The organism is Lentibacillus sp. (genome assembly GCF_035301925.1).
In the GTDB taxonomy this organism is placed as follows: Bacteria; Bacillota; Bacilli; order Bacillales; family Amphibacillaceae; genus Lentibacillus.
The window spans coordinates 1-6,145 of the sequence record NZ_DATGTI010000016.1; the positions used below are offsets into that span (position 1 = coordinate 1).

Sequence of the window (6,145 nt, forward strand, 5' to 3'; positions counted from 1 at the left end):
AATTCTTCTCTATATTATGGTAACATACCCGTTTTGCTTGAGCACTACTCTTTTGATCCATGTGACTAAATTACTTTATAATCATTATTAATTAACAGTGAGTATTATTCTTTCATCACAGCAAAAATTGTCGTATACTGATTCTGAGGTGATTCGCATAAGATGAAAAAGCTAAAATGGCTGCTCCTTTCATTTGTGTTCATTTTGACGCTCGGACTGATTGGGTATGCTTTCATTCTGTTCGGCGGCGGTTTTATTGCCAATGATGAAGATATGATTCTTGATGCCACGACGACGATTGAAACAAATGATGGAACGGTCATCGGCAAGTTATATGATGAAGACCGGATACCACTCAAACTTGAAAGCATTCCGGACCACGTGCAGGAAGCATTCATAGCGATCGAGGACAGACGCTTTTATGACCATGCTGGGGTTGATTTCATTTCGGTGGTCCGTGCCGTATATCGGGATATTGTGGCGATGGCAAAGGTGGAAGGGGCCAGTACGATTACCCAGCAGCTGGCCAAAAACCTGTTTCTGACCAACGATAAAACATGGCTGCGCAAGACCAAAGAAGTTATGGCAGCCATTCATTTGGAACGTAACTTATCCAAAAATGAAATTCTGGAATTATACTTAAATGAAATCTATTTTGGAGAAGGCGCCTATGGAATCGAAGCTGCATCCCGGAAATTTTTTAATAAGTCTGCTGAGGATCTATCCCTGTCAGAGGGAGCCCTTTTGGCAGGACTGGCGAAAGCCCCGAATGGCTACTCGCCAATCGATTATCCCGAAAAAGCGGAAAGCCGAAGAAACATTGTTTTACAGGCAATGGAGGATACAGGGGATATTACGACGGAGGAACGCTTGGAAGCACAAGGGAAGACGCTTGGTTTGGACGTGCAGGTGTATGAACCAAAACCGTGGGTAGCAAGTTATATTGACCTGGTGATAAAGGAAGCTGAAGATACTTACCACATATCGGCTGATGAGCTGCGACGTGGCGGCTATCGGATTGTCGTTAACATTGATCCGGAAATCCAACAAATTGCCTATGAAAAATTTCAAAATGAGGATTATTTCCCGGGTAATACTGATGGAGCAGAAGGAGCTTTTGTGATGCTTGAACAGGACTCCGGGAAAATTGCTGCAGCTATCGGCGGCAGGGATTACCAGCTGGGGGATTTGAATCGTGTGACATTAAACCGTCAACCTGGTTCAACAATGAAACCAGTTGCTGTATATGGGCCTGCCATGATGCAGGAAACTTATCAGCCCTATACGCTGATTCCTGATCAGAAAATGGCATTAGACGGTTATACTGCCACCAATTATGATGATCAATATGCCGGTTCGGTTTCCGTTTATGATGCACTTGTTGAGTCGAAAAACGCACCGGCCGTATGGCTGTTAAATGAAATAGGTATCACTTATGCGAAAAACTATCTGGATAAACTTGGTATTGCCATTCAGGATGAGGGGCTGGCAATAGCGCTAGGCGGATTATCGGAAGGTGTGACGCCTTTACAGATGGCACAAAGCTACCGCACATTTGCGAACAGCGGTGAAGTGGTTGATGCGTATACAATTGACCAAATCATCAACAGGGATGACGAGGTGATTCATGAGGCGGATATAAATCCCGTTGACGTGTTCAGCCCCCAAGTGGCCTGGAATATGACATCCATTTTATCCAGTGTAGTTACGGAAGGGACAGGGCGTGCAGGTAAGTATACAAAAGCACTGGCCGGCAAGACTGGGACAACACAGCATCCGCATGTTGAAGGTGCCGTCAAGGATGCGTGGTTTGTCGGGTATACACCGGAATATGTGAGCGCGACATGGATGGGCTATGACATTTCGGATGAAGATCATTATTTGACAGCGGGAAGTGAAATGCCGACGAAATTGACAAAGGATATCTTGTCGGAAATCGATCAACAGAGAACGCTTGCTGCATCATTTGATAAACCGGAGAATGTACAAGCTTTGCCGGAACCAATTGATTTGCCGGAGGATATTACATTACATGGGGATTATGCGTTTGGCGGCTTTTCCTTATTTAATGGCAGACTTGAATGGACAGAGTCTGAAGATGAACGGATTGTTTATCACATTTATCAGGAAAAAGAAGGGCTCGACGAACGAATTGGCAAAGTGGAAGGAAACAACGAATACACGATTGAACGTATCCAGGTTTTTGGTTCGTCCCGCTATTATGTTGTGCCATATGATCCGCTGACAAAAACGGAAGGAAAAAAATCAAATACGGTTGAACTGTCCATGTAATGTGAAGGCTAAGTGAACAGGCTTGGTTTGTATTCGAATTTAGACAAATTGATGACAATCCCGGCTAAATTCTATACAACAATCCCGGAAATCGCTATAGTTGAGGTTGGGCAGTTATGTAACGTTGTGATAAAGGGTGAACAAAGTGGCAAAACAGTTTAATGATACCATTTTGAAAGCATACAATGGGGAACGGACCGAGTATACGCCTGCATGGTTTATGCGCCAGGCAGGCAGGTCGCAGAAAGAATATCGCAAGCTAAAGGAAAAGTATTCCTTATTTGAGATAACGCATCAGCCTGAGCTGTGCGCCTATGTAACGCGACTCCCCGTGGAACACTACGGGGTGGATGCTGCGATTTTGTATAAAGATATCATGTCACCACTCCCGGCACTTGGTGTTCATGTGGAAATTAAAAAGGGAATCGGCCCGGTGATTGATAACCCGATTACGAACTATCAGGATGTGGAAGGGTTAGGTATTATAAATCCGGAACAGGACGTACCCTATGTTCTCGATACGATCCGGCTTTTGACCGAAGAACAGCTGGATGTACCGCTCATTGGCTTCAGCGGTGCGCCGTTTACACTGGCAAGCTACATGATTGAAGGTGGACCATCCAAGAATTACAGTAAAACGAAGGCGCTTATGTACAGTCAGCCGGATGTCTGGTTTGCACTGATGGACAAACTGGCGGATATGACAATTGCTTATGTGAAGGCACAAATTGATGCCGGAGCACGGGCGATTCAAATTTTTGATTCGTGGGTCGGCGCCTTGAGTGCTGAAGACTACCGTTATTATATTAAACCGGTTATGAAACGGATTTGTTCTGAACTGCGATCCAAACATGTGCCGCTGATCGTATTCGGTGTCGGTGCCCGTCACCTGCTCTTGGAATGGAACGATCTGCCTGTCGATGTCATTGGGCTTGACTGGCGCACATCCATTTCTGAGGCACGGCAGATGGGCGTCACCAAAGTATTGCAGGGTAATCTGGACCCAACCGTGTTGCTCGCTGACTGGGAAACGATTGAATCGAAAACGAAAGTGATTCTGGATGAAAGCATGCATGACGGCCGGCATGTGTTTAATTTGGGTCATGGTGTTACACCGGATGTCAAACCGGCAACACTGAAAAAATTAACAGAACTGATTCATACGTATTCGAAACGATCATAATGAAATGGTGAGGTGTTACAAATGGCAAAGAAAAAATTAGGACTACTCGTGATGGCGTACGGAACGCCTTACAAAGAAGAAGATATTGAACCATATTACACGGATATTCGTCATGGTAAAAAGCCATCTGAAGAGGAATTGCAGGATTTGAAAGACCGCTATAAAGCTATTGGCGGTATTTCACCCCTGGCAAGAATCACGGAAGAACAGACAAAAGCATTGGAAGAGAAACTGAATGCTGAACGGGATGACATTGAATTCAAAGCGTATATTGGCTTGAAACATATCCATCCATTCATTGAAGATGCTGTTCAGCAAATGGCGGAAGATGGGATTGAAGAGGCTGTTTCAATTGTGCTTGCGCCTCACTATTCAACGTTCAGTGTCAAATCGTATAACCAGCGTGCTCAAGATACAGCCGCCAAATACGGCATTTCCATTGAATCAGTGGAAAGCTGGTATGATGAGCCAGGATTCATCAAGTACTGGGCTGACCAAATCAGTGCCATTTATGACGATATGCCTGCAGACGAGCGGGAAAAAGCAGTTCTCGTCGTTTCCGCCCACAGCCTGCCGGAAAAGATCTTGCAGGATGGGGATCCATACCCTGACCAGCTGAAAGAAACAGCCCGTCTGATTTCCAAAGCGACCGGCATTAACAATTATGCGATCGGCTGGCAGAGTGAAGGCAATACTCCTGATCCTTGGCTCGGTCCTGATGTCCAGGATCTGACACGCGATTTGTATGAACAAAAAGGCTACCGCTCATTCGTTTATGCACCAGTCGGTTTCATCGCCGATCACCTGGAAGTATTATATGACAACGACTACGAGTGTAAAGTGGTTTGTGATGAATTGGGGGCAAACTATCATCGTCCGGAAATGCCGAATGCTCACCCGCAATTCATTGCAACGCTTGCTGATGTTGTTATGAAAAAAGTGAAGCGTGAAGACCAATGAGCGACATGAAAAAGATATTAATCGTTGGCGGCGGGATAACCGGTTTATCCGCTGCCTTCTATTTGCAAAAAGAGATTAATGAAAAGGGTCTGCCGTACGAGGTGAAACTTGTTGAAAAAGGCAGCCGGCTTGGGGGTAAAATTAAAACAACAAGACGGAACGGTTTTGTGATTGAACAGGGCCCTGACTCATTTTTATCGCGTAAACAGCCCGGCGTTAAACTCGTCAGAGAATTGGGATTAAGTGATCAACTGGTCCGTAATGGTACTGGACAATCCTACGTACTGGTCAACAATAAATTACATGAAATCCCTAAAGGTTCATATATGGGTGTACCAGTACGCATTCGGCCATTCCTGTTTTCCGGTATTTTTTCACCTGCTGGAAAACTGCGTGCCGGGATGGATTTCTTGCTGCCAAGAGGAAAAACAGGGGATCAGTCACTGGGAGGATTTTTCCGCCGGCGCTTCGGGGACGAACTGGTAGAGAACTTGATTGAACCGCTTCTGTCCGGCATTTACGCTGGTAACTTAGACGATATGGGCATCATGGCGACATTCCCGAATTTTTATCAGCTTGAACAGGAGCACCGCAGTCTGATTAAAGGATTACAGAACACGATGCCGGAGAAAAAGAAGCAGAAAAAATCAAGCGGGAAAAAGCAGGGTATGTTTTTCTCGTTTAAAAATGGGTTGGAAACATTGGTTGAACGGCTCGAGGAAGTCCTTGGTGATACTGTTTCCCTCGGCGTCGGGGTCGATCATGTCGAGAAGAAAGAACACGGCTATCATGTTTTACTGAGTAATGGGGACGTCTACAAAGCAGATGCAGTTGTCATGGCGACACCGCATTATACACTCCCGAAAATTTTTAGCCAGTATGATTTGTTTAACGAGTTCCGTGATATACCGGCTACCTCGGTTGCCAACGTCGCGATGGCATTTGATGAATCGGCTATTAAGAAGGATATCGATGGAACTGGATTTGTCGTATCGCGGAACAGTGATTTCCAGATAACGGCATGTACCTGGACACATAAAAAATGGCCGAACGCTGCACCGGAAGGTAAAGCATTGGTGCGCTGCTACGTCGGCAGACCTGATGACCAATCGGTCGTACATTTATCAAATGTGGAAATGACTGAAATGGTACTGAACGATTTAAACCAAACGATGAATATAACGGAAAAACCTGAATTCAGTGTCATCAGCCGCTGGACAAATGCTATGCCGCAATATACGGTCGGGCATACCGAGCGGGTGGCCAAAGTACGGGAAGACATACGCCGGGAGCTCCCGGGCGTCTTTTTGGCCGGCAGTTCTTATGAAGGTGTTGGTATCCCTGACTGTATCGGCCAGGGCGAACAAGCAGTTGCTGATGTCCTGGCATTTTTGCGTGATTAACGTTAGAATCGGCGCCGGACAGCGTGTTTGGTGCCGGTTTTTTTACATGAAAATGCCCTACCGTACAATCATGGGCGCGAAACTCAAATTATGTTCCGGGCAGAGAAACATGGATGCGAAAACGAATTCATTGTCACGAAAGAGAAAATACCTGCTCAAAACAGACGAGGCTGGGACAAAAGCATTTTTATTAAAGAAAAATCCGAACTTAAGTTGGTGCCTATGTCCCGCTCCGGAAATATACTTGGTGCTCGTCGTGTTGCATGAGGTGTCGGAGAAGCAGCACTCCTCGCAACTCGCAGTTTAC

The 6,145-nt window shown here is 45.6% G+C and carries 5 protein-coding genes; all 5 read left to right on the forward strand.

What is annotated here, in order from left to right; all coding sequences use genetic code 11:
• The first annotated feature begins 162 nt into the window (after nucleotides 1–162).
• Nucleotides 163–2,292, forward strand: a complete 2,130-nt coding sequence (locus tag VK080_RS01730) for a PBP1A family penicillin-binding protein (RefSeq protein WP_324223086.1) — start codon at nucleotides 163–165, stop codon at nucleotides 2,290–2,292.
• Between the two features lie 145 nt (nucleotides 2,293–2,437).
• Nucleotides 2,438–3,475: a uroporphyrinogen decarboxylase gene (gene hemE / locus VK080_RS01735; RefSeq protein WP_324223087.1), complete on the forward strand. Its 1,038-nt coding sequence runs from the start codon at nucleotides 2,438–2,440 to the stop codon at nucleotides 3,473–3,475.
• 21 nt (nucleotides 3,476–3,496) lie between these two features.
• Complete coding sequence (hemH, locus tag VK080_RS01740) at nucleotides 3,497–4,435, forward strand: ferrochelatase (RefSeq protein WP_324223088.1); 939 nt, start codon at nucleotides 3,497–3,499, stop codon at nucleotides 4,433–4,435.
• Nucleotides 4,432–5,838, forward strand: coding sequence for a protoporphyrinogen oxidase (hemY, locus tag VK080_RS01745; RefSeq protein WP_324223089.1), 1,407 nt, complete (start codon nucleotides 4,432–4,434; stop codon nucleotides 5,836–5,838). Before hemH ends, hemY begins: the two co-directional genes overlap by 4 nt.
• Before the next feature lie 109 nt (nucleotides 5,839–5,947).
• Nucleotides 5,948–6,145 (forward strand): hypothetical protein (locus VK080_RS01750; RefSeq protein ID WP_324223090.1); only part of this gene is annotated, 198 nt, incomplete at its 3' end.